General features: G+C 39.7%; 28 protein-coding genes. 19 read left to right on the plus strand and 9 right to left on the minus strand.

Annotated features, from left to right (window positions below; genetic code table 11):
- Positions 1-31 precede the first annotated feature (31 nt).
- The 3 genes from AA650_RS16435 to AA650_RS16440 all read left to right on the plus strand — a co-directional run bounded on the left by AA650_RS16435 (position 32) and on the right by AA650_RS16440 (position 2,079).
- The gene (locus AA650_RS16435) at positions 32-898 is read left to right on the plus strand and encodes a hypothetical protein (protein ID WP_199924270.1); all 867 of its coding nucleotides are present in this window, start codon (positions 32-34) and stop codon (positions 896-898) included.
- Positions 895-1,020, plus strand: coding sequence for a hypothetical protein (locus AA650_RS29140; RefSeq protein ID WP_257720874.1), 126 nt, complete (start codon positions 895-897; stop codon positions 1,018-1,020). Before AA650_RS16435 ends, AA650_RS29140 begins: the two co-directional genes overlap by 4 nt.
- Positions 1,021-1,131: 111 nt before the next feature.
- Positions 1,132-2,079 (plus strand): hypothetical protein, encoded by a 948-nt coding sequence (locus AA650_RS16440; RefSeq protein ID WP_053539825.1) that lies wholly within the window; start codon positions 1,132-1,134, stop codon positions 2,077-2,079.
- Between the two features lie 102 nt (positions 2,080-2,181).
- Here AA650_RS16440 and AA650_RS16445 read toward each other — a convergent pair whose 3' ends face one another.
- The 3 genes from AA650_RS16445 to AA650_RS16455 all read right to left on the minus strand — a co-directional run bounded on the left by AA650_RS16445 (position 2,182) and on the right by AA650_RS16455 (position 3,442).
- Positions 2,182-2,523, minus strand: a complete 342-nt coding sequence (locus tag AA650_RS16445) for a hypothetical protein (protein ID WP_148279163.1) — start codon at positions 2,521-2,523, stop codon at positions 2,182-2,184.
- 149 nt (positions 2,524-2,672) lie between these two features.
- Entirely contained in the window at positions 2,673-3,038 is a 366-nt protein-coding gene (locus tag AA650_RS16450; RefSeq protein WP_081424251.1) for a hypothetical protein, read from the minus strand.
- Between the two features lie 179 nt (positions 3,039-3,217).
- The gene (locus AA650_RS16455; RefSeq protein ID WP_053539827.1) at positions 3,218-3,442 is read right to left on the minus strand and encodes a hypothetical protein; all 225 of its coding nucleotides are present in this window, start codon (positions 3,440-3,442) and stop codon (positions 3,218-3,220) included.
- A gap of 86 nt (positions 3,443-3,528) precedes the next feature.
- Between AA650_RS16455 and AA650_RS16460 the strand changes: the two genes are divergently transcribed.
- The 12 genes from AA650_RS16460 (at position 3,529) to AA650_RS16505 (ending at position 12,081) form a co-directional block, all read left to right on the plus strand.
- Positions 3,529-5,166, plus strand: a complete 1,638-nt coding sequence (locus AA650_RS16460) for a hypothetical protein (protein WP_053539828.1) — start codon at positions 3,529-3,531, stop codon at positions 5,164-5,166.
- Between the two features lie 2 nt (positions 5,167-5,168).
- The gene (locus AA650_RS28065; protein ID WP_199924271.1) at positions 5,169-5,333 is read left to right on the plus strand and encodes a hypothetical protein; all 165 of its coding nucleotides are present in this window, start codon (positions 5,169-5,171) and stop codon (positions 5,331-5,333) included.
- 250 nt (positions 5,334-5,583) lie between these two features.
- A complete protein-coding gene (locus AA650_RS16465; protein ID WP_053539829.1) occupies positions 5,584-6,126 on the plus strand; it encodes a hypothetical protein in 543 nt (180 codons plus the stop codon).
- 372 nt (positions 6,127-6,498) lie between these two features.
- The gene (locus AA650_RS28070; protein ID WP_053539830.1) at positions 6,499-6,834 is read left to right on the plus strand and encodes a hypothetical protein; all 336 of its coding nucleotides are present in this window, start codon (positions 6,499-6,501) and stop codon (positions 6,832-6,834) included.
- Positions 6,835-6,858: 24 nt separating this feature from the next.
- Positions 6,859-7,128, plus strand: coding sequence for a hypothetical protein (locus AA650_RS28075; RefSeq protein ID WP_053539831.1), 270 nt, complete (start codon positions 6,859-6,861; stop codon positions 7,126-7,128).
- Between the two features lie 24 nt (positions 7,129-7,152).
- A complete protein-coding gene (locus tag AA650_RS26770) occupies positions 7,153-7,662 on the plus strand; it encodes a Rieske 2Fe-2S domain-containing protein (RefSeq protein WP_234413208.1) in 510 nt (169 codons plus the stop codon).
- Entirely contained in the window at positions 7,548-8,039 is a 492-nt protein-coding gene (locus AA650_RS16480; RefSeq protein ID WP_053539832.1) for an MATE family efflux transporter, read from the plus strand. Before AA650_RS26770 ends, AA650_RS16480 begins: the two co-directional genes overlap by 115 nt.
- A gap of 35 nt (positions 8,040-8,074) precedes the next feature.
- On the plus strand, positions 8,075-8,461 hold the full coding sequence (locus tag AA650_RS16485) for a carbamoyltransferase N-terminal domain-containing protein (RefSeq protein ID WP_234413209.1): 387 nt from the start codon (positions 8,075-8,077) through the stop codon (positions 8,459-8,461).
- Between the two features lie 93 nt (positions 8,462-8,554).
- Entirely contained in the window at positions 8,555-8,887 is a 333-nt protein-coding gene (locus AA650_RS16490) for a hypothetical protein (protein ID WP_234413210.1), read from the plus strand.
- Positions 8,884-9,249, plus strand: a complete 366-nt coding sequence (locus AA650_RS16495; protein WP_053539834.1) for an aspartyl protease — start codon at positions 8,884-8,886, stop codon at positions 9,247-9,249. The genes AA650_RS16490 and AA650_RS16495 overlap by 4 nt, the downstream gene beginning before the upstream one ends.
- 83 nt (positions 9,250-9,332) lie before the next feature.
- Positions 9,333-11,408 carry an SPFH domain-containing protein gene (locus AA650_RS16500; protein WP_053539835.1) on the plus strand — a complete coding sequence of 692 codons (2,076 nt, stop codon included), beginning with the start codon at positions 9,333-9,335 and terminating at the stop codon, positions 11,406-11,408.
- Positions 11,409-11,517: 109 nt separating this feature from the next.
- The gene (locus tag AA650_RS16505; RefSeq protein ID WP_053539836.1) at positions 11,518-12,081 is read left to right on the plus strand and encodes a Uma2 family endonuclease; all 564 of its coding nucleotides are present in this window, start codon (positions 11,518-11,520) and stop codon (positions 12,079-12,081) included.
- On the opposite strand, the gene AA650_RS28080 is transcribed toward AA650_RS16505, so the two are convergent.
- Together AA650_RS28080 and AA650_RS16510 are read right to left on the minus strand one after the other, a co-directional pair.
- Positions 11,964-12,296 (minus strand): DUF5615 family PIN-like protein, encoded by a 333-nt coding sequence (locus AA650_RS28080; RefSeq protein ID WP_199924272.1) that lies wholly within the window; start codon positions 12,294-12,296, stop codon positions 11,964-11,966. The two genes, AA650_RS16505 and AA650_RS28080, sit on opposite strands and share 118 nt — an antisense overlap.
- Positions 12,289-12,615, minus strand: a complete 327-nt coding sequence (locus tag AA650_RS16510) for a DUF433 domain-containing protein (RefSeq protein WP_234413211.1) — start codon at positions 12,613-12,615, stop codon at positions 12,289-12,291. The genes AA650_RS28080 and AA650_RS16510 overlap by 8 nt, the downstream gene beginning before the upstream one ends.
- A gap of 64 nt (positions 12,616-12,679) precedes the next feature.
- Here AA650_RS16510 and fabG point away from each other — a divergent pair, with 64 nt between their 5' ends.
- On the plus strand, positions 12,680-13,420 hold the full coding sequence (fabG, locus tag AA650_RS16515; protein WP_053539838.1) for a 3-oxoacyl-[acyl-carrier-protein] reductase: 741 nt from the start codon (positions 12,680-12,682) through the stop codon (positions 13,418-13,420).
- A 75-nt stretch (positions 13,421-13,495) separates the two neighbouring features.
- Here the strand turns inward: fabG and AA650_RS16520 are convergent, their stop codons facing one another.
- Positions 13,496-14,578, minus strand: a complete 1,083-nt coding sequence (locus tag AA650_RS16520; RefSeq protein WP_053539839.1) for an MraY family glycosyltransferase — start codon at positions 14,576-14,578, stop codon at positions 13,496-13,498.
- Between the two features lie 291 nt (positions 14,579-14,869).
- On the opposite strand from AA650_RS16520, the gene groL reads away from it, so the two are divergent.
- Positions 14,870-16,579: a chaperonin GroEL gene (gene groL / locus AA650_RS16525; protein ID WP_053539840.1), complete on the plus strand. Its 1,710-nt coding sequence runs from the start codon at positions 14,870-14,872 to the stop codon at positions 16,577-16,579.
- A 77-nt stretch (positions 16,580-16,656) separates the two neighbouring features.
- Here groL and AA650_RS16530 read toward each other — a convergent pair whose 3' ends face one another.
- From AA650_RS16530 to thrC, 3 genes are all read right to left on the minus strand, one after another.
- On the minus strand, positions 16,657-17,142 hold the full coding sequence (locus AA650_RS16530; RefSeq protein ID WP_053539841.1) for a DUF2996 domain-containing protein: 486 nt from the start codon (positions 17,140-17,142) through the stop codon (positions 16,657-16,659).
- A 394-nt stretch (positions 17,143-17,536) separates the two neighbouring features.
- Positions 17,537-17,812 (minus strand): MoaD/ThiS family protein, encoded by a 276-nt coding sequence (locus tag AA650_RS16535; protein ID WP_053539842.1) that lies wholly within the window; start codon positions 17,810-17,812, stop codon positions 17,537-17,539.
- Positions 17,813-18,138: 326 nt separating this feature from the next.
- Positions 18,139-19,443 (minus strand): threonine synthase, encoded by a 1,305-nt coding sequence (gene thrC / locus AA650_RS16540; RefSeq protein WP_053539843.1) that lies wholly within the window; start codon positions 19,441-19,443, stop codon positions 18,139-18,141.
- 408 nt (positions 19,444-19,851) lie between these two features.
- On the opposite strand from thrC, the gene AA650_RS16550 reads away from it, so the two are divergent.
- Both AA650_RS16550 and AA650_RS16555 read left to right on the plus strand, forming a co-directional pair.
- The gene (locus AA650_RS16550; RefSeq protein WP_053539845.1) at positions 19,852-20,286 is read left to right on the plus strand and encodes a CsbD family protein; all 435 of its coding nucleotides are present in this window, start codon (positions 19,852-19,854) and stop codon (positions 20,284-20,286) included.
- 792 nt (positions 20,287-21,078) lie between these two features.
- Positions 21,079-23,646, plus strand: a complete 2,568-nt coding sequence (locus AA650_RS16555; RefSeq protein WP_053539846.1) for a beta strand repeat-containing protein — start codon at positions 21,079-21,081, stop codon at positions 23,644-23,646.
- The last annotated feature ends 231 nt before the right edge of the window (positions 23,647-23,877 follow it).

The following is a 23,877-nucleotide window of genomic DNA, read 5'->3' on the forward strand; positions in this document are numbered from 1 at the left end:
ATATCAGACCGAGAGTTCAACCTTTTTTTCCATGATTGGATTGGGTTGGTTAGCTTATGTACGGACTGATTACCGTGATTCAGCTAACAACGAATCGCACTTCTTCTATCCAGACATTCATCAAGAAATTGACTGGAGTAACCCTCCTATTTCCTTAGATAAGGAACTAGAACAAATTACCGCATCTAGTCAAACTAAAAAACGCTATGCTGATAAATTGTTTCAAGTGTGGTTATTAAATAATGAAGTAATTTGGATTTTAATACATATAGAAGTCCAAAGTCAGCATGATAAAGAATTTCCACAAAGAATGTTTATCTATAATTATCGTTCTTATGATTTATTTAATCAACCAGTAATAAGTTTAGCAATATTAGGAGATGAAAACAAAAGTTGGCGACCAAATAGTTATGAATACGGTTTAGGTAATAGTAGAGTTAAAATGGAATTTAGTATTGTCAAACTATTAGACTATCAATGGTCAGACCTAGAAGCAAGTAATAATTTATTTGCTATAATAGTAATGGCACATCTAAAAACCAAAGCTACTACTAGGGACTTAACTGCAAGAGAACAATGGAAGTGGAGTTTGGTTAGACCATTATATCAAAAAGGCTTAACTAAGTTTGACATTATTAATCTAGTTAAGTGCATTGATAAAATGATGACTTTGCCACCACCATTACAAACGGAATTTCAAACCAAATTAGATGATTACGAAAAGGAGTTAAATATGCCATTCCTCAGCACTATTGAAGAAAATGCCCAAGAAAAAGGTAAGGAAATTGGCAAGGAAATGGCAAGGAAATCGGTAAAGAAATTGGGGCTAGAAAAACTTGCCAAGAAAACATTATCAAAATCCTCACCAATAGATTTGATAATCTTCCAGAAAAGATGATCTATGCTATCAAGCAAATTGATGATATGTCCATCCTGGAAAATTTACTTTTACCCAGTATTAATGTTAATTCTTTGGAGGAATTTCAGCAGTTAATTGACTCGGCTTTACATAAAAATTAATCATATCAGATTCCCGAATTATTAACTAAATTCATCATTTATTGAGAAAATGGAAAAAAGCAGTCGGGGATCTGGTACATAAATAATAAACCAGAGAGAGAAATAGTAATCATGACCAATATTACAGCAAATTATGATCAAACATGGAAAGAAGCTATAGGACAATATTTTGAATCATTTCTACAATTCTTTTATCCAAAAATATACGAACAAATTGACTGGAGTAAAACTCCTATTTCCTTAGATAAGGAACTAGAACAAATTACCGCATCTAGTCAAACAAAAAAACGTTATGCGGATAAATTGTTTCAAGTCTGGTTATTGAATAATGAAATAATTTGGATTTTGATTCATATAGAAGTCCAAAGTCAGTATGATAAAGAATTTCCACAAAGAATGTTTATCTACAATTATCGTTCCTTTGATTTATTTAATAAACCAGTGATTAGTTTAGCTATCTTAGGAGATGAAGATGCAAAATGGCGGCCGAATAGTTATGAATACGGTTTAGGAGATAGTGAAGTTAAAATCAAATTCAGTATAGTGAAACTGCTAGACTATCAATGGGAAGAACTAGCTGCAAGTAACAATCTGTTTGCTATAATAGTAATGGCACATCTGAAAACCAAAGTCACTACTAAGGACTTAACGCAAAGAGAACAATGGAAATGGAACTTAGTCAGACCATTGTATCAAAAAGGCTTAACTAAAGTTGATATTATTAATTTAGTGAAGTTTATTGATAGAATGATGACTTTGCCACCACCATTACAAACAGAATTTCAAACCAAATTAAATGATTACGAAAAGGAGTTAAATATGCCATTCCTCAGCACTATTGAAGAAAATGCCCAAGAAAAAGGAGCTAAAATAACTCGTCAAGATGACATTATCAAAATCCTCTCTACTAGATTTGATAATCTTCCAGAAAAGATAATCTATAATATCAAGCAAATTGATAATATGTCCATCCTGGAAAATTTACTTTTACCAAGTATTAATGTTAATTCTTTGGAGGAATTTCAAACATTAATTGATGCAGAATTACAGCAAAAATAATACTGTTATATCCCTGATTTATGATCTTATCAAGAAATCAGGGATATTCATAAAATTATCTGCCAAGAAAAAACCACTAGATTTAACCAGCAAATCAAACACTTATTCAGGTAAACAAGACACAACTTCTAAATCGAGTTCTTGGGCTACCCCTTCAATTTGTTTCCATACCTCAGTTTTATCAACAAACAATCGTTTAACATAGAGTTTGAATTTAGTATTAGGCAATGACAATATTCTAATTCCCAAATTCTGGGCATCCTGTTTAACTGTTTTCACAGACTCCAATAAATTATCACCATATTTAGTTGCTAAAGTCCCCTTTACACCACCTAATTGGGCATGACTTTCATCCTCAAAATCAACTTGGGCAATCCATTTATTTTCAGTGCCAGGATACATTTGATAAATACCAATGCCAGTGGTAAATAATTGTCCAATCATCTTTAAATCCTCTATAATATAACCATCTTCAGAAAACAACAGCAATAGCATTACCGATAATCAATAACGCTATTGTGTTTGCTATTTGTTATTGCTGGTTTCAATCCTCAATCACCTTAATAGGTAATTGTCACCTGTATTTTCCAGCATTATCCAATTTCCCCATGAATCAACTCAACAACAGATTCAGCGAGTAAACCCCTCACCTTAATCTCCAGTGGAAATCTGCGGACTCGTTTCGATTGTCGGGGTGTGCCGTCGTCTCCCTCGAAATACCCATTATTAGCAATTACCCAATCTCTAAATCTGGGGAACTCCAATTGTTTCAAACCAATATAAGTAATAAAGCTAGTGAATCCTGAGCTTTCATCGGTGGATTCTGGCCAATGAAACTTGTTTGAATAAGTACCCACAATGGTAATGCGATCGCTAAGTTCCACAACAATATAATTTCCATGTGGACTAACTTGTAAAACCTTGCCTTCAATACCCGCAAAATTGATTTTATTCATCATTAAATCTCAAAAACACCAACATTAAAAAGCGATAGCATCAATGATTTTTGTCATCTTCATTGAACTATACAAAAGTTGATTTTATTAGAGCCTGTGCTAAAATTAAACAATGGCTAGATTTCAGTTAATAGATGATGAAGTGATGGGAATAGATTGACTCATGCCTATTCCCTTTTTCATTAATCCTGTTCTGAATAACTGTCAAACCAAATTATTTCATTATCAGAAAACCCAATCATCCTAGCCAAACCGTCTTCACAGCTAACAATTAACTTACCTGAACCTGAAATATCAAGAACTCCAGTAATTCGGGGTTCATTCAATAGTATATTTAATTGCTCAACAGTGAGTTCAATTGATTTTAAAGGGTTGATTCCTGTACATTTAACGAATGCAGTGGTCATGATATTAACTAACAACAACACAACCTCAAAGCGATAGCATTAGCATCCTTAACATATTTTTATTTACTAAATTAAATTGATAGACCATGACACCAGAAGAAGTTTTAAGTCAAATAACCGATGGAATTTGGGTAAACAAGGGTGGGTTAAGAGTCCCCACAGAAGTTGTGCAAGCTTTGTCAAATAAAGAGGATTGGTTTGATTCAATTCAACCAGTAGTTTACTCGCAAGATAATTTACCTTCACTAAAAGCGATTATTAATTACTTTTCTAAATCAGAATTAGACGATGAAGTTGGCTATGCTTCTGCGGAAATCTTGCAATCTTGTTATGGTGTAAACAAAGTTTTCAACTCTAAAGTACACGGTAATCCAAGTGCTGTTGGACAACAAAAACTTGATGCAATTGGACAACGCCCAGCGAATATCGAAACTTATAAAGCGTCCGTAGAAGTTAATAATATATTGATTAATTGGAAGAATATTAATAGTAGTGGTTATGATAACGATGATTCAGTTTATGACAGAATTAAATCTGTAGAACAAGTAAATAAAGATTGGTTTTCTCAACAAATTGAAGATTTAAAAACATTAATGCTCAATGCTTATGATAGTTTATTATCCCAATTTGATGAACAAGAAGACCCTGTACCACAGGAAGTAAGGAATCACTTTGTGGCAATTAGGGAGAAAACAGAGCAGGAATTTCCATCGGCGATAGCGAAGCGCTGCTGCAAGCAGTTCGCTGATTTCCCCCAGGACAACCTCAACATTGTCAATATATTTCAAGGACTCCTAGATAAACTCAAAGAAAAACTTGCTGATGCTTTACAAAAAATCAAAGAATTAGCTTTAGGTAAAGATGAATCCAAGACAGCGAGGGCAGAAGCGAGACAAGAACACAAAGATAAATCAGGACTGTTGAAGTTTCTGAAAAGCAAGATTGTTAATCCAACAATTAACGGTATCAAAAAACTATTTAGAAAAGCCGGGAAATTGTTATCTAATAAAGAAGAAAATAACTATAAAGAAGACACAATTAAATCACAATTTGGGAATATTTCTAGTGCTTATGGTGCAATTGTTCCTGTGGATATACCGACAACAATCAACGCCATTGAAGTATTGAAAAAGATTACCGAAAGTATTCTGACAACATTTATTTTAAAGGGAGTGCAATTACCGGGAGTTTTCGTTGAAGCCTTAAAAAATACTACGATTTCTATAATCTTAAAACGATTAGATATTCCCGGAGGTGAAGCAATTCGTTATATTACTGGGGGATTACTAAGAACAGTCAAAGACCTATTACCAGCAGTTTTCAATAATACCGGAATGTTTGCGGGGGCATGGGGTTTATTAACAGCTTGCGCTCCTTATATTTTAGCAGCAGCAATCCTGGTGATTATTGCTATCAAAATGGCTAAAAGAAATCAACTCGGTGATTTTATTTTAATACTGGGATTATTGGCATCCCAAACAGAACCCGATATCTGTTGTGCCAGAGTAATTGGTGACGAGAAAATGGAGGATATACAAACATTGAAAGAGGGATTTATTACCGAAACCAATAAGGATTATGACTTTATTTATGCCTTGACATTTAAAAATGAACAGATTGCTAGAAGCATGGACATATCCAATGAAACTCCGGTAATTATTCCTGAAGAAGCCGCTATCACAATTAACGCAGGATTATCAAGTTTAGAATACATGGATTTTTAATTATGACAATAACATTCACAAACACCCGCTATATCGAAGATGGTTCGGTAGGTTCAATCGCCACCGTTGCTGAATGGTCAGTGTGGAATTGTACTGAAAATAAATGGTCAAATGCACCTAAAGTAGTATTACGAAATATATTATTAGCAGGTTACATCCAAAATTAGATTTTTGTATTGGGGAAATAGAAACAACAGAAACCAAAGCATCAGCACTAAACGCATTTAAACCCAAAGGTTATCAAGCAGCATTCTTTCTGGATTTAGCCAGTGGTTCTAGAAATCATGGAGATTCACATTTACTAATAAACAAACCATCGGTAAAAAGTATTTTGGTGAAGCAGCTAAAGACCAATGGAAACGCATAATTTATGGGTCAATTTTGCATACTGGTTGTAAGAAACTGGTATACAAACAAATGAAATATGTAGTAGTAGATGATGAAAATAAAGATTCAGATGGTAACGACTTAGATGATGCAGTCAATAATATTCATTGGGAAACTGGGGATAGTCACGCCAAAGCTAGTAAAGCACTGATGCAATTATTAGGACTGCCAGTACAACAATTTAATCCAGATACTGGAGAAGACGAAGAACTTGAACCTGATGAAAATAAATCCTTACAATTCAGAGCAGCATTCAGAAACAACGATAATTTAGTAGAATGGATTGGTAAAGGTACTGTTGGTTATAACCCCAAACTCGACTCTTCTGAATTTGATTTAGTAATTCCCTTATCTTCACTCAAAGGTAATAAACCAGCGTTAGGTAATCACCAGGGTAAACTATTATTTGGTTTGGTATTTGAAGGGGAATTACGCCGGGCTAAACCAGGATGGATGTTACTCCAGTGGTTCTCATTTGAAGTGCTGGAAAAAGATAAAATTATTGATAACCTACGGAAAAAGTGCGATCGCCTATCCCAAACCTATAATTCCATCACCGACTTAGGAATGTGAATTAAATAAGGTGCAAAAGTAGGGTGTGTTAGCGACAGCGTAACGCACCATTCCAGGTTACATCAGAATTGCAGGTTATTAAATTTGCGTTCCTAAGATTTCAAAACTCTGTTAACCCCATCTCCCCCGAAATTTTTCGCTCTCTCTCCTATATGGTAACTGATTTATATCATCGACATTGGAGGATTGAAGATTTAAAAAATATAGGCAGTACAAAATTCTGCTAGAACGCGTTGTTATGTTTTTCTTTACTTACGTTTTAGCATTGCCCAAATAGATGCAGCTACAATCATAAAACCACCCATCCAGCCGCTAAGGCTTAATGGTTCTGCCCTAGAACCAATCAACAAATGGACATTCCCTCTTGAAGAATTGGAATCTGCCCAAAAGGTACTCTCTGAGACAGGAGGAATTCCCTATCCACCAGAGATGATTGCATTAGCACACAAAGAACTAAATGAATTTATTCACATTCTTGAAGCAGAAGGAGTCAAAGTTCGTCGAGTCAACCCTGTAGATTTCTCTGCCCCCTTCTCCACACCAGCTTGGCAAGTAGAAAGTGGTTTTTGTGCCGCCAATCCTCGTGATGTTTTTTTGGTGATTGGCAATGAGATTATTGAAGCACCAATGGCAGATCGCAACCGCTATTTTGAAACTTGGGCGTATCGAAAGCTGCTCAAGGAATATTTTCAGGCAGGAGCTAAGTAGACCGCGGCACCGAAGCCACAATTATTGGACGCACAGTATGACTTAAATTTCCAGTTTCCTCAAACAGGAGAGCCGTCGCGCTTTGTCGTTGCAGAGTTTGAACCAACTTTTGATGCAGCAGATTTTGTGCGCTGCGGACGGGATATTTTTGGTCAAAAAAGTCATGTCACTAATAGGTTGGGCATAGAGTGGTTACAACGCCACCTGGAAGACGAATACCGTATTCACATTATTGAATCGCATTGTCCTATTTTTAATGTTTATTTTAATTATCGTTTCACAAGGGTGACATAGAGTGGTAAAACTTAGGAGACAATTATGACAAATGCCGACCTAATCTTAATCAACGACTGGTACGTAGTCGCAAAGATAGAAGATTGTAAACCAGGAAGTATCACCACAGCTAGTTTGTTGGGAGTTAAATTGGTACTATGGCGCAGTCATGAACAGAATTCACCCATACAGGTATGGCAAGACCACTGTCCCCACCGAGGTGTTGCTCTGTCTATGGGAGAAATTGCGAATAATACTTTGGTTTGTGCATATCACGGATGGAGATACAATCAAGCAGGTAAATGCGTACAGATCCCGGCTCACCCTGACATGATACCCCCAGCAAGTGCGATCGCTAAGACCTATCATTGCCAGGAACGCTACGGCTTAGTGTGGGTCTGTTTAGGGAGCCCTGTGAATGATATACCTTCATTACCCGAATGGGATGTGCAAGAAGGGCAGCATCAATTGGGATTACGATTGGTGCCATTTTTGCGAGTGCTGCGGCACTCATTTTCTGGTTGCTTCCATATCAAATTGCGGGAATTTATTTAAATATAAACAATCCAGAGAATATCGAAGCAATTAATACAGCAACTTCTTTTCTCGCTTTGTCGGGATTATTCCAAATTTTTTACAGTATTCAAATGATTACTGTTGGGGCTTTGATAGGGTTGCAAGATACGTTCGTTCCAGTGTTAATGAACTTAGTTGTCTGGGTTCTTGGCTTGGCAGGAAGCTATTTCATGGCAATCATTTTAGGTTGGGGAGGTATCGGTATCTGGTTAGGTATGGTTTTGAGTCCACTCCTATCTGGAGTCATTTTAATGGTTCGTTTTTATCAAATGATTGCCCATAAGATTGCCAATAGTAATAACGGGGAAGAGAGTCAAATTATACCCGCCGAAAAGGTGTTGAAATGCATATCTTAGGAATTTCAGCTTACTACCACGATAGCGCTGCCGCTATGGTTGTCGATGGCGAAATCGTTGCCGCAGCCCAGGAAGAACGTTTTTCAAGACGAAAGCACGATGCTAGTTTTCCTATTGGAGCGATCGCTTACTGTCTAAAACAAGCAGGAACCAAGTTACAATATATCGATCAAATTGTTTTTTACGACAAGCCATTAGTCAAGTTTGAGCGATTGTTGGAAACCTATTTAGCCCATGCGGCTTCTGCTTTTTTTCCCAGTCCTTTTGAGCGTGCTGCCGTTTTGTGCTTAGATGGTGTAGGAGAGTGGGCAACCACCTCCGTTTGGATGGGATTGGGCCATCAACTCACACCCCAATGGGAAATTCATTTTCCCCACTCCATTATTACAAATCTGTTTATTGATAGAATTTATGCAGTCTGACGCACTCTACGTATCTTTTCATAAATCAAATATTATTCCTATATATATAGAGATGTAGAGCAAGTTTTAATATGATATTAAGTAGAGTGGATTATGGATATTTCAAAAATGACACAATTATCGTCTCATTACCAACCACGTCGAGGAAGAGTATTTCCAGAAAAGCAAATTTCTCATGAGGAAAAAACCAGAAGAAATGCTGAAGATAGCTTATTTTATCAGGGTTGTCGGGTCATATTCAATAAAGTCCAACCTGAATTAATTCAGGATCATTATGATTGGTTTATAGTTATTGAACCAGTAAGTGGTAATTATGTAATTGATCCAGATGAAACAATTGCCAGACAGAAAGCACGGGAAAAATTTGGTACTACTATGCGCTTAATGATGAGAATTAACGAGATTGGCAACTGTGGTAAAATATGATTTTAGGGGAATTTAATAGTAGGGGAGAACTCATTTTTGAAATTGGGTTAGTTACGGCTGATGGTGAAATCATTCCAGTACAAGCATTACTAGATACAGGTTTTACAGGTTGGTTAGCAATTGATGATCAGGATGCTATAACCTTAGGATGGTTACAGGAAAACCAGAAAGAAGATATGCAGACAGCATACGGCGAAGCTCAGTTTAATCTTTATCAAGGAACTGTATTTTTAGATGAAGAAGAGTTGATCATCCCAGTGTTGGGTGGAAATGAACTGCAAGATATTCTTTTAGGTGTACGTTGGCTACAAAGTAAGCGACTAGTAGCAGATTTTACCGCTATGGTGCTAACATTGGGTTAAAAAATTACATTAAGTTTAAGAAAAATCATTCCCTCCTGATGAAGTGATACCTTAGATGATTAATTGCCCAAAGAGGCAGATATATGAAAAGCTTTCCATTTTTTCTTGATAAAAGTAAGCAAAATAAGTTTGTCAGCTTGGCTACATCTGCAATTGCAGCCTTAGCCTTAGCAGGTGGTGTTAATGCTGTTAATGCCACTCCCATAAAAACACTGACAGCCAAAGAATTAACTTCTGTTTCTATTCCCTCTACTCAAAATCAACCTGTAGTTACTCAATCAGTAACTCGTCCAATCCCCTATCAATCAATGGGAATTGAGCCTTTAATCATTATTCCCGTGATTATTATTGGCGGTTGTTTCTTCTTTGGTGGACTGGTGGTTATCGGTGAACGGGAAGTGGGAATTGTGGTGAAAAAGTTCACCCTGTCAGGTAAAGGATTACCTCCTGGTAGATTAATTGCCCTCAATGGTGAAGCGGGTTTGCAAGCAGATACCCTCGCCCCTGGTTGGCACTGGGGTTATTGGCCTTGGCAATATGCAGTTAAAAAAGAATCGGTAATTGTTGTCCCCCAAGGTCAAATCGCTCTGATTGTCGCCGCTGATGGGGCTTCTAACCCTCCAGAACGGATTTTGGGCAAAATTGTCGAATGTGATAATTTTCAAGATGCTCGCAAATTCTTAACCAAAGGTGGGGAGAAAGGACGGCAAATTGCTTTTATCACCGCAGGTACTTACCGCATCAATACAGCGCTGTTTAAAGTGATTACAGCAGCAAATGCCAGTAAAGAGGGTATGCGTCCAGAACAGTTACAAATCTATGAAATAGCAGCGGAAAAAGTTGGTATTGTGACTACTTTGGATGGTTCACCAATTGCCGCAGGTGAAATTGCTGGGCGTGCTATTACCGGACATAATAATTTTCAAAATGGTCAAAAATTTATTGACGCTGGAGGACAACGGGGTTTACAAGAACAGGTGTTATTATCGGGTTCGTGGAATCTCAATCCTTGGTTGGTAAGTATTGAACAAGTACCGATGACTCAAATCCCTATCGGCTATGTGGGTGTGGTGATTTCTTTTGTTGGTGAAGAACAGGAAGATGTGAGCGGGGCATCTTTCACTCACGGAAATTTGGTCAATCAAGGACATAAGGGTGTTTGGGTTGAGCCTTTATATCCTGGGAAGCACCCGCTCAATACTAAAGTGATGAAAGTTGAGCTAGTGCCGACAACAAACATTGTCTTAAACTTTACTGATAGAATTAGCGGTCAGCATGGGTATGATACGAATTTAACGGCGCTGAAACTTCTGTCATTTGATGGTTTTAGCTTTGATTTGGAGATATTCCAAATTATTCACATTGGTGCGTCAGATGCTCCGAAAGTGATTTCCCGCTTGGGTTCGATGCAAAATGTCATTGATCAGGTTTTGCGTCCCATTGTGGGGAATTATTTCCGCAACTCGGCTCAAGAATATACTATCCTGGATTTCTTGATTGCCAGAAGTGAGCGTCAAGTTGAAGCCTCTGAATACGTTAAATCTGCCTTACGTGCTTATGATGTGCAAGCAGTGGATTCGTTGATTGGTTTGATTACGCCACCGAATGAATTAATGCACACGCTGACAGACCGGAAAATTGCTGAGGAACAACGCAAAACTTACGAAGTTCAGCAAATGGCAGAAACCCAACGACAAATGTTAGTCCGGGAAACAGCGATCGCAGATATTCAGCAAGAGTTGGTAAAATCGGAACAAGGTGTCACAATTGCCGAGTTGCAAGCTAACGCACAAATTCAGCAAGCAACAGGTGAAGCTGAAGCCACTAAACTCAAAGCCATAGCGGAAGCTGAAGGTATCCGGGCGACAGGTAACGCGAAAGCAGAAACCTATCGGACAGGGGTACAAGCATTGGGTTTGCAAGGTTACACAGCGATGCAGCTAATGCAAATTGTGGGCGATCGCAGTGTTCGCATTATTCCTGATATCATTGTTGGTGGTAATAATGGTAGTAATAATGGTTTAGCAGATGGTTTATTGTCTATGATTCTTTTGAATCAAACTAATAGCAAAACCCATCTAGAATCGAAAATCCCTACACCTCCACCTCTTCCTAATCCTGTAGTTGCTAAAGCTGAATCTATTAATCATAACAGTTAAGATTCAGATCCCCGACTTCTTAGAGAAGTCGGGGATCTTGTTCTTGTGAATGTTTTTATTGAGAGTAGTGATAAAATTAAAATTAAAATTAAATTATGGGGTTAAATAAATGACAACAACAGTTGCAAAAATCATTCCCATAGAAGAATTTTTAAAGCTGGGTTTTATTGATGAATCACCAGCTTGGGAATATATTAATTCAGAAGTAATTCAAAAACCAATGGGTGGCGGTAAACACAGTTTATTACAAAAAAAATTAATAGCAGTTATTGACACAGCAACAAGTGACTATGAAGCTTTTCCAGAAATGCGTTGTAGCTGTGGAAATCGTTCTGTAGTTCCCGATGTTCTGGTGATTGCTACTGATCAAATACCATTAGATGAAAGCGGTGATATTATTAGCAGTGGGATTAATTTTGCACCTCTTTGGGTAATTGAAATCCTTTCACCTAGCCAAAGTCAGACTAAGGTAACTGGTAATATTTTACATTGTATTAAACATGGTACTAAACTTGGTTGGTTGCTTGATCCAAGTGAGCGTTCAATTTTAGTTTATCAGCCTAATACTTTACCAGATTTGTTAACTGGAAAAGATAGATTACCAGTTTTAGAAGGTGTGAATTTAATCATCACAGTTGAAGAAGTATTTGCTTGGTTGCAAATAAAGAGGTAAATATCAAGCTGGCGACTCGCAATAATCAAAAAATCTGTATCTTGGGTAAACAGCACTCGTTGCGTTTTCTGAATAAACCCTAATTGGACTTCATCAGATTGAGTGCGTAATCCCACATTATTAGTTGTTGTCACATCAATTCCATAACGACGCAACCCAAGCGCGATCGCCGGATCAGCATTTTCATCTAAATGAAAGCGAATTTTTTCACTCATTTCTCAACTGTTTGAGTTTTTCTTGAAGACGTGAAGGATAATTTTGTTTCAGTACCTCAACCAATTTATCCTCTTGCACAGTGCGTGCATCAATCTCATCTCGATGATCAAAATAATAAGCCATTGCTGCATAAACAGATGCCAGAGACAAGTCATATTTACCAGCAATTTCTACTAGAGAATACCCTAGTTTTAAATGTAGAACTGCTATATCCTCCACCGCAATACGAGTACCAGCAATTCGGGGTTTTCCACTTCGGACATCAGCAGCAATTTCGATGTATTCTTGACTAACTAACTGCATCAATAAATTTTTCACCTCCGTCTAACTTAAAATTATAAGATAATTAGCGCGGTATCTCCACAAAATTGAGGAAAAATAGATGAGTTTATTAAAAGATCAGGTTGCAATTGTCACAGGTGCATCACGGGGAATTGGTAGAGCGATCGCTATCCAATTAGCATCTCAAGGTGCAAAAGTAGTAGTTAACTACGCTAGTTCCAGCACAGCAGCAGAGGAAGTAGTCGCAGAAATTACAGCAGCAGGAGGAGAAGCGATCGCCCTCCAAGCAGATGTTTCCCAAGAAAATCAAGTAGATACACTCATTAAAACCACCTTAGAAAAATTCCAGCGCGTGGATATCTTAGTCAACAATGCAGGTATTACCCGTGACACCCTGCTATTAAGAATGAAATTAGCAGAATGGCAAGCAGTCATAGACCTTAACTTAACTGGAGTATTTTTATGTACAAAAGCTATCAGTAAAATTATGCTCAAACAACGTTCCGGGCGGATTATTAACATCGCTTCCGTCGCGGGACAAATGGGCAACCCTGGACAAGCCAACTACAGCGCAGCCAAAGCCGGAGTAATTGGCTTTACCAAAACAGTAGCTAAAGAACTCTCTTCTCGTGGCATTACCGTCAATGCCGTTGCTCCTGGTTTTATTACCACTGACATGACCAGCGATATCAAAGCCGATGGTATCCTGCAATATATCCCCCTGGGGCGTTTTGGTAAACCAGAAGAAATTGCTGGCATGGTGCGCTTTTTAGCAGCAGATCCCGCCGCAGCTTATATCACAGGACAAGTATTTAATGTTGATGGCGGTATGGTGATGTAGTTTTATAATACTCAGATCCCCGACTTCTCAAAGAGATCCCCGACTTCTCAAAGAAGTCGGGGATCTATATCCTATTCACGAATTATTCAACATTCTTTGTCCAAGGGTAAAGCCTAACAGCAAAATAATACCGACAGCAGTAGCCAGCATCACAGATAAACTCATACCCTGGACTTTCATAGCCAGTAAATTACAACCTAAAGTAATTGACCATAAGATAAAAGCTGCATTGCGTTGGGATAGTCCCCAAGCCAACAAGCGATGATGGATGTGGTCTTTACCTGGTGTACTCAGAGGGTTTTTGCCTGCCATGAGCCGGCGAACAAACACTTGAGTAGTGTCGATAACTGGCAACAGCAGAAATAAAACCGTCGGGATTAGGGCATAGATTGTATTTAATTGGAGTTTGCCTAAAATGCTGGTTGCTGCTAACACATAGCCAAAAAAGTATGCACCAGCATCACCCATAATGATGTGTGAGGGGTGAAAGTTATGGCGTAAAAAGCCCAGCGCCGCCCCTCCCAAAGCCGCTAAAACCAAAGTAGCAGCAGCGCGATTATCAAACTGGGCAGACACGCCTAACAAACTGATAGCAGTGATAAAGCTGATGCCACCAGCCAAACCATCCATCCCATCCATGAGGTTAACAGCATTAGTGATCCCCACCACCCACAGCACCGTTAACGCCATAGACAAGAGGGAATCAATGGGTGTACCAAAGGCAACCTTGATGCTAATGCCATTACCAACCAACAGAAGTGCTGTTGTTACCTGCGCCCATAACCGCACAGACGGAGGTAAGCCAAACTGGTCATCAATAAAGCCCACTAAAACTAAAATTGAACCACCGAGGAGAATCGTTAAGACCTGAGCTAAAACCCCTTGCAGTTCAATCGGTCGCAAGAGACTAGCTAAGACCAAAGCCGCAATGACACCCGCGTAGATTGCCAAACCTCCCGCATTAGGTAAAGGTTCTTGATTCAATCGTCGGGCGTTGGGTTGATCTGCCCAACCTACCTCTAAGGCAAATTTGCGAATTGTGGGAATTAAACGCCAGGTGACAACTAAAGCTAATAGAAACGTAAATACTACAGCTAACCAGCCGGAGCCGCTAGGGTCAGCAATGCCAAGGGATTTAAGGGAGTTTGCTAAGTTCATCTGCTCCCAATATAATCATTAGTTTTATGGTCAAACATAAGTAAGTAGGTTGGTGTTGAAAATTGTCGTTATGGCAAGGCAAAAGGCAAAAGGCAAGAGGCAAGAGTGAAGAGGGTTTGGGCGATTTTACATTTCTTTACACAGTTTGGTTTTATTGTGTTCACCTACTTATCAACTGTTAATATTAATCAATTTTGGGATTTTGATTGTTAATCTAAATTGAGGAAAGGGATTAGCACTCTTGGTCAGTGAGTGCTAAATTGTCTAATGGAAGCAATAGAAAAATAAAACATGACTAAGATTATTGCATTTAATGAAGAATCACGGCGTGCTTTAGAAAAGGGTATTAACGCCCTGGCAGATGCGGTGAAAATCACTTTAGGTCCAAAAGGTCGTAACGTCCTATTAGAGAAAAAATTTGGTATTCCCCAAATTGTTAACGATGGTATCACTGTTGCTAAAGAAATTGAACTAGAAGATCCTCTAGAAAATACTGGCGCTAGACTAATTCAGGAAGTAGCATCAAAAACTAAGGATATAGCTGGGGATGGGACTACCACTGCCACAGTTCTAGCACAAGCCTTGATTAAGGAAGGTTTGAAGAATGTAGCTGCGGGGACAAATCCCATCAGTTTAAAACGGGGTATTGATAAAACCGTTGAGGCGCTGGTAAAGGAAATTGCCAATATCGCTAAACCTGTAGAAGGAAGTGCCATTTCCCAAGTTGCCACAGTTTCCGCTGGTAATGATGCGGAAGTTGGACAAATGATAGCACTGGCGATGGAGAAAGTGACCAAAGACGGTGTTATTACCGTTGAAGAATCTAAATCCTTTACTACTGAACTAGAAGTGGTAGAAGGAATGCAGGTTGATAGAGGTTATATTTCTCCCTACTTCATCACCAACAACGAACGGATGACAGTAGAGTTTGAAAACGCCCGCATCCTGATTACTGATAAAAAAATCAGCAGCATTCAAGATTTAGTCCCCATTTTGGAAAAAGTTGCCCGTTCAGGTCAACCTTTATTGATTATTGCCGAAGATGTAGACGGTGATGCTTTAGCAACCTTGGTTGTGAATAAAGCGCGTGGTGTATTAGCGATCGCTGCGATTAAAGCTCCTGGTTTTGGCGAACGTCGCAAAGCTATGTTAGAAGACATTGCCATTCTCACCGATGGACAAATGATTTCTGAAGACATTGGCTTAAGCTTAGATACTGCCACTTTGGAAATGTTGGGAACTGCGGAGAAAATCCACATTGACAAGGAAAATACCACCATTGTGGCTGGTAATGCTGCTAAACCAGAAATCCAAATTCGGATTGAGCAAATTCGTAAACAGTTAGCCGCAACTGATTCCGACTATGATACCGAAAAACTGCAAGAACGCATTGCTAAGTTAGCCGGTGGGATTGCCGTAATTAAAGTCGGTGCCGCTACAGAAACCGAACTCAAGGACAAAACCTTGCGGATTGAAGACGCACTCAACGCTACCAAAGCCGCAGTAGAAGAAGGTATTGTTCCTGGTGGTGGTGCAACCTTAATTTATCTATCTACCAAGATAGAAGCAATTAAAAACAGCCTCACCCCCGAAGAAAGAATTGGTGCTGATATTGTTAAAAAAGCTTTAGAAGCTCCCCTGCGGCAAATCTCAGAGAACGCTGGGGCAGAAGGTTCTGTCATTGTTGCCAGAGTTCGGGAAACTGATTTGAATATCGGTTATAACGCAGCTACAGGCGAATTTGAAGACTTAATTGCTGCTGGTATTATTGATCCCGCAAAGGTGGTTCGTTCCGCTTTACAAAATGCTTCTTCTATTGCCAGTATGGTACTAACCACCGAAGCCATTATTGCTGAAAAGCCTGAAAAACAATCCGCTGGGTCCCCTGATGGTGGCATGGGTGGTATGGGCGGTATGGGCGGTATGGGCGGTATGGGCGGTATGGGCGGTATGGGTGGCATGGGTGGTATGGGTGGCATGGGCGGCATGGGTATGTTCTAATTTGCCACTTTCCCAAATCCATATATAAATAACCGAATAACCCACCCCTAAACTTAGTAAGGGTGGGTTTTTTTAAGCTAATTTCTACCTAGCCACTTTTGTCCATTTAAGCGATACACTAACCGAGATACCAATAAATCTAGGGTAATTTTACGCTCATCAATTAAAAACGATTCCAAGGTACTTGGTTTTTTACCTTCATTACAGGAAAATCCCTTTTTACCTTGAATATTGGCTTCAGGGAAATATACGTTAAACTGGCGCTGTCCCCCTTGCCAAGAACCGATAACTTGCCAACATTCTTCTGCTGAATTAAAACCAATAATAGAATACTTCTGCTTGGCAAAAGCCAGCTTCACATCTGGCACACCTTCTTTAGTAATTGCCTCTTGTAACGCTGGTAGGTAATGTTGCTGCATAAACTCTTCAAAAGGCTTATCTTCCAACGCTGGGGGCTTTTCCTTTTTGGCGGCTTTCGCGTCTGCGGAGGGCTTTTCTGGGGCGGTTATAGCAGGATTAGAACCCACATCACCCGCTTGATTTTGATTAGTTTCTTCTGCCATTGCTCATTTTGGGGTAGTCAGTTATTTCCATTTTGACATACCAGAGCATAGCCACAACTATTTATATATAGGACTCCGGTTTGATTCCTGATAGCGAAGCGTGGCATTAGCCATATTTTCCTGCGTAGGAAGGCAAGAGGCAAAAGGCAAGAGGCAAGAGGATTTGAGAATATGAAGGTGTACCAAGTTTTGTTCAAAAATCAAATAGGAGTCCTATATAACGATTATCTGATAGTTGTAAAAAATATAGACAAATATCTTTTACTTTGAAAGTGTTACCTTTACTGGGGAAACGATCGCTCGCAAATAGCATTTTCCTTAAAAGAACCATAAGATTGGGTAATGGGTAATTTGGGACATTCAAAACCCCATACCCTAAACCCCAATAAATATTTCAACCACCTGCAACAGCGGGAACAATACTCACTTCATCTCCATCTTTGAGGACTGTTTCTGCCCCTTCTAAAAAGCGGATATCTTCACTATTGACATAGAAATTCAAAAACCGTCTGAGATTGCCTTCATCATCACACAAACGCGCTTTGATTCCAGGACAGCTTACTTCTAAGGAATTTAATAATGCAGAAATATTACTAGCAGTACATTCTAAAGTAGCTTGTTCGTTTGTAAATTTTTGCAAAGCAGTGGGAATTAAAACTTTTACAGCCATTGTTTAAACGTTAATTGTTAGTGAGTGATTTGCTTGGTAGGGGTAAAGCAAAAGCTTAATGGTGTCAACTTAAGCTACAGATGTCTTATTTGTTGGCTTCCACACCCACCCAGAAATGAATTTCCGGGCTAATAGCGAAAGTAAACTAAAGTTTACTCAAAAATTTCCGGGTTATTTAGTCATCAAAAGACAACTTCTGCTATTAGACTGGGAATATGGCTAACGCCACGCTACGCTATCATTCCCAGGCGGGCTACAGGTTTTACGTTAAGTTGACACCAATGAAGCTCTTGCTTTACCCCTACAATTAATTGGTAGTGAAAGGATTAAACTGTAACTTCTTGCCATTCTAAGCGGTCAAGTGTGCGGGATCTTTCTAAAGCCCGTTCAAAACTGTCTAGTTTAGCATCAATTGTCAAAGGTTCGCCAATATAACCTTGAATTGCTTCCTGGGTTTTCAAACCATTGCCAGTAATATAAACTACTGTAGTTTCATCTGGATCAATTTTGCCAGCTTCTACTAGTTTTTTCAGAACTGCAACGGTTGTACCCCCTGCGGTTTCCGTAAAAATGCCTTCGGTTTCTGCTAAGAGTTTGATACCTTCGATAATTTCCGCATCATTAACTGATTCAATATTACCGTTGGTTTTTTGAGCTATTTCTACAGCATATACCCCATCAGCCGGGTTGCCAATAGCAATTGATTTAGCAATTGTATTCGGTTTAACTGGTTGAATGAAGTCTCTACCTTCTTTAAAAGCTTTCGCAATTGGGGAACAACCTTCCGCTTGAGCGCCACTGAAACGGACATCTTTCGCTTCTACTAAACCAACTTTGACAAATTCTTGGAAACCTTTATAAATTTTGGTAAACAGAGAACCAGAAGCCAAAGGAGCAACTATATGATCTGGTAATTGCCAACCTAGTTGTTCTGCAACTTCAAAACCTAATGTCTTAGAACCTTCGGAATAGTAGGGACGCAGGTTAATATTCACAAAACCCCAACCGTGGGTATTGGCGACCTCCGAACAAAGACGATTAACTTGATCATAGTTGCCTTTCACAGCCATCAGAGTTGGACTATAAATCAAGCTACCGATAACTTTACCAGCTTCTAAGTCAGAAGGAATAAATACACAACAATCTAAACCGGCATGAGCTGCGATCGCCGCGGTAGAATTGGCTAAATTACCTGTACTAGCACAAGAAACAGTCGTAAAACCTAATTCTCTTGCTCTACTGAGGGCAACGGACACCACCCGATCCTTAAAGCTCAGGGTGGGCATATTGACGGCATCATTTTTAATATAAAGTTTATTTAGACCCAGGCGACGGGCGAGACGGTGGGAACGCACCAATGGAGTCATCCCTGTGCCTACATCTATAAAATTATCTGTAGCAACGGGCAAAAAGTGACGGTAGCGCCAAATCGAATTAGGACCAGCTTCAATAGTTTCTCGACTAACTAAGCTCTTGAGAACATTGTAATCATATTTGACTTCCAACGGTCCAAAACACAACTCACAGACATGAGTAGCTTTGAGTTCGTATTCTGCTCCACACTCTTTACACTTCAAAGCCTTGAGGATAGAAGTGTTCGCTTGGTTGAGGTTTGTAATCGCCTGAGTCATAATCTTGCTTTCCCTGGGTATCCGTCAACTTTGGAATCATACTAACACGAGGCAAAATCCACGTCAAACATACCCGACTATTTTTATCGGGTTTAATTAGAGGCAAGAGGCAAGAGGCAAGAGGCAAGAGGCAAGAGGCAAGAGTGAAGAGGCAAGAGGCAAGAGGCAAGAGGCAAGAGGCAAGAGGCAAGAGTGAAGAGGCAAGAGGCAAGAGGCAAGAGGCAAGAGGCAAGAGTTATGGCAAGGCAAAAGGCAAGAGGCAAGAGGCAAGAGTGAAGAGGCAAGAGGCAAGAGGCAAGAGGCAAGAGGCAAGAGGCAAGAGTGAAGAGGCAAGAGTGAAGAGGCAAGAGGCAAGAGGCAAGAGGCAAGAGTGAAGAGGCAAGAGGCAAGAGGCAAGAGGCAAGAGTTATGGCAAGGCAAAAGGCAAGAGGCAAGAGGCAAGAGGCAAGAGGCAAGAGGCAAGAGGCAAGAGGCAAGAGGCAAGAGGCAAGAGTGAAGAGGCAAGAGGCAAGAGGCAAGAGGCAAGAGGCAAGAGTGAAGAGGCAAGAGGCAAGAGGCAAGAGGCAAGAGGCAAGAGGCAAGAGGCAAGAGGCAAGAGGCAAGAGTGAAGAGGGTTTAGGCGATTTTACGTTTCTTTACACAGTTCGGTTTTATTGTGTTCACCTACTTATTTCTTCTCTCTCTGTGTTCTCTGTGCCTCTGTGGTTCTTTTGTTCATTTATTGGGATAATTTTTTATTTTCTCTCTTTTCATAATGATTATCATTATTTTTTTGGGACAATTTATTTCTTGGAAGTCCCTTCGGTGAATTTTCTAGCAGTACATTTTATAAAGATTTTGTAAATTTATGTAAAAAGCGTAAATCCTAATGCAGTGATTGCATATTTAATTTCTCTCCATTAATTTATTTGTGAGATAAATATATTACATTATTATCTTATTATTAAAAAACTAAGCAAGAATTAGTGGTTGTATTTATTTACACTATATATTTACATATTTTATCAAATACATTGCAAATATACTGATAAATGAGATACTTAAATTAATTTTATTTATACCTTTATTTAGATAATAAGTGATAATACTAACAGTGCTTTTACCCCTAAAAATTCATTTTCTTTTACCAGAAATAATATTGATACTTAAAACGTTCTATTTGTAAAAAAGTAATATGTTGTCATTTCAAGCATCAGTCACTCTACAAAAAGTAACTAAAGATGATTTATAGTGGGATAAGAGGTAAATACAAATCAATTAGACCGTATTCAGGGTAAAAACAAAAAAATCTGTAAGGCTAGTCAACGATAGTCATATACCGAGCAAGTATTAGAGGATGTTTGAAAAGTTTTTAATGTATCAATAAACCCCTCTCCAAACCTCTCCCCTAAGCGGGGAGAGGCTTTGAAACCCCCCTTCCCAGCCTTCGGCACGCTGCGCTAACGTAGGGAAGGGAGGCTGGGGGGTTAGGTTTTTGGAGATTATGGGTTTCATATAATACTTTTCAAACAACCTCTTAGCCTTGACCTTGCAAACTTCTGCCAATTAGTCTTTATTGAGGATAAAAAACCCCCAATATTACTACGGTCTTATTAAACCTATAGTTTATTCAACTTAGCCCAGAGAGGTATCAACATGCAATCTACTCGAAAGTCTTCAACTCGTAGAAAATCTCAATTATTCCGTTCTTTAATAGCGACAGCCTTTATCGCTAACGGCTTCTTCCCATTCGTTGCTCCTGCGCTTGCTGACGGAACAAAAGCTGGACAAGTCATTAGTAACACAGCAACAGCGACCTACGAAGATCCTAACAAACCTGGAACAACTATTAATGCTACATCTAACACCGTTACCGTAACGGTGGCAGAAGTAGCAGGTATCACGGTAACAAACACTGGTGTACCAACAGATAACACCCCAGCAGATGAAATTAAAGTTGGTGATATCCTTACCTACACATTCACCATCAAGAACGTTGGTAACGACCCCACCACATTCCGCATACCTAACCTAGCCACAACCACTGGACCTGGTGTTGTTGATGGAAACTTAAAATATAGTACCGACGGCACGAGTTACACGGAGATAATTAGTAGTCAAGTTATCACAGACTCAATCTCAGTTGGTGGAACAATCTTAGTTCAAGTCCCAGTTAAAGTCCAGGCTGGTGCTAATACTGGTGACATTATTACCGTGCAGCTTGGTGATACACCTGGTAACGCTCAAAACGTACTCCGTGTTAACAACGGTGGTGACGTTTACACCGTAGATAACACTGCTCCTCTTCCTGCTAATGAAATAGATGGTGCACCAATTAACGGCACACGGGAAGCCAGTGCGAAACAGCAGAGTGTAATTGGTTCATTGACAAAGAACCTAGCTTTAGCTACCTTGCTGAAAACTCGCACGGATTACAGTAAGGGTTCACCCTTAGATACACTCGATGATATCACTGACGATAAAATTACTTACGGCTTGAGTTTACGAGTTGAAAGTAATGACGTAACTGGACTAGGAATCACACCAAACCCACTTGCAGGTTATTCAATGACGGTTATCGGTCTTAATAACGATGCTCCCGGCAATTACATTTTAGTTTCCGACGTAATTCCTGCTGGTACGGTATTAGCAGAAGCACCTACCGCCCCAGCTGGGTGGACAGCCGTTTATTCTACCCTTGCAGCTAATACAGTTAAGCCAACTGATGCTGCTGTTGCGTGGAATAAAACTGCTCCAGGCGATATTACAACCGTAAAAAGAGTCGGTTTCGTTAAAGATACTACTACTACTAGTTCTATTCCCGTCGGTACCACTGTTAGTGGCTTCTCTATCAAGCTAGGCGTAGCAACAGGCGCAACATCACCCCTTAGGATTAGTAACATTGCTCAGGTAGTCGGTCAAACGCCCGGTGGACTACCAGTGTATGACGAATCAGGTGACCAAAATCCCAGTAACTACAATGGTGTTTTAGGTAATATGAAACCAGGAGTGGCATCCACTGATGGTATTCTACCTACAGATGTAGCCGCTGTAATTGGTGGTATCAGCGATGGTGTTGCTGACGACCCAGCCACCCAAGGAGTTGACGCTAGTAACGACAACACTGGTGTTGGGGATGGTGGTGAAGACAACGTTTTCGTAATTACTGCAATAACAGCTGCTTCTGTACTCAATGGACCTTTAAATGCTCCCAGTGCTATTGGTCCAGACGGAACAACTGCAACTGACTTCACTAACAAGTCTTCCTTTATTCCTGCGGGGACAAGTCCTGGTTCTAAAATTGACCCACAAGCGGTTGCTTTCAGTAATACAGTCCAAAATAATGGTACCACTGCTGGCAATGTCACATTAGAACCAACCGTGCCAGCAAATAAGCTGGATTTACCAACTGGGACAACAGTAACTATTACCTATAATGGTCTTTCTGCTGTCTATACCTATAGTCAAACTGGTAGTGGATCATTTGCTACTACTGCGGCAACACCAGTTACCATTCCTAACGTTACCCCTGGTGCTAGTGTTGGCTATGGTGTGGAAGTAAATCTGCCAGCAGGTACGAAGCTGTCAACAGATACCTTGACTGATTATACAGACGATACAGAATGGGGCTATCCAGTACCTATCACCGCTACTCTTGGTAGTGCAACAAACGTTACGATTGATAGGGTATATACTGGCTTCTTGCAACTGGTCAAATTCTCACGGATTTTACAGGGAACTAGTGATCAAGCAGTAGGAACTGGTCAAGATAACTTTGAAAGCACACCAAAATATGCGAATGCTGGTGTGGAAATTGACCCGAATAGTACCGTTAATGACGTACCTAGAACACCACTTCCTGGCAACATTATTGAGTACCAAATCCGCTACAAGAATATTTCTGATCTTCAAGCTGGTGTTGGTAACGTGACTTTGAAAGCTGGAAATATTGTGATTACTGAGGATGGCGCTCTCAGCGCTGCTGCTAATGATGGTAAAAACAACTGGGCGATAGATAATGATAGCGACAGTATCATTGATACCAGTAATGTTACCAATCCACAGGCTTCCGACTCTAACAGTGGCACAATTCAATTCTTCCCCTCTGTTAACCAAAGTGGTACAACAGCAGCGACAGATGTTACCAAGTATGTTAACACTGTGAACCAAATTATAAATCCACAAGGATCAGGACGGTTTACTTTCCAACGGAAGGTGAACTAAGTAGGTGAACACAATAAAACCAATCTGTGTAAAGAAAAGTAAAATCGCCTAAACCCTCTTGCCTCTTGCCTCTTGACTCTTGCAAAGCATGGTCAGAAGGTTAGAGGTTGTTTGAAAAGTATTATGTCAAACCCGTAATCTCCAAAAACCTAACCTCCCTACCCCCCTTCCCTGCAAGGGAATGGGAGTTTTAAAGCCTCTCCCCTTGCAGGGGAGAGGTTTGGAGAGGGG

The organism is Anabaena sp. WA102, assembly GCF_001277295.1.
Taxonomy (GTDB): domain Bacteria; phylum Cyanobacteriota; class Cyanobacteriia; order Cyanobacteriales; family Nostocaceae; genus Dolichospermum; species Dolichospermum heterosporum.